The organism is Parendozoicomonas verongulae (genome assembly GCF_009711465.1).
In the GTDB taxonomy this organism is placed as follows: Bacteria; Pseudomonadota; Gammaproteobacteria; order Pseudomonadales; family Endozoicomonadaceae; genus Sansalvadorimonas; species Sansalvadorimonas verongulae.
On record NZ_SMME01000089.1, the window covers coordinates 1 to 248 of the forward strand.

Annotated in this window: 1 pseudogene; it reads left to right on the plus strand. The window is 48.0% G+C overall.

Annotated features, from left to right (window positions below):
- Nucleotides 1–248 (plus strand): annotated as a pseudogene (locus E1189_RS24140) (hypothetical protein); the annotation flags it as partial.

Consider the following 248-nt stretch of genomic DNA (forward strand, 5'->3'; position numbering starts at 1 on the left):
TATACGGCTGAGGATGTCAAAGACAAACCTTATATCAACCCGGGCGTTAGAAAGTGGCACTTGAATGGACACAAATGCCACGATTACTGGATTGAATCAGGCACTGGCTGCGGCACCTGCATCGCGACTTGTCCTTATAACAAACCCGACTTTTGGCACCACAGGCTTATTGATCGGATAAATACATATATTCCCGGACCGCTCCATAAGTTCATGGCGGAAATGGATCTGTGGCACGGCTATGGCAA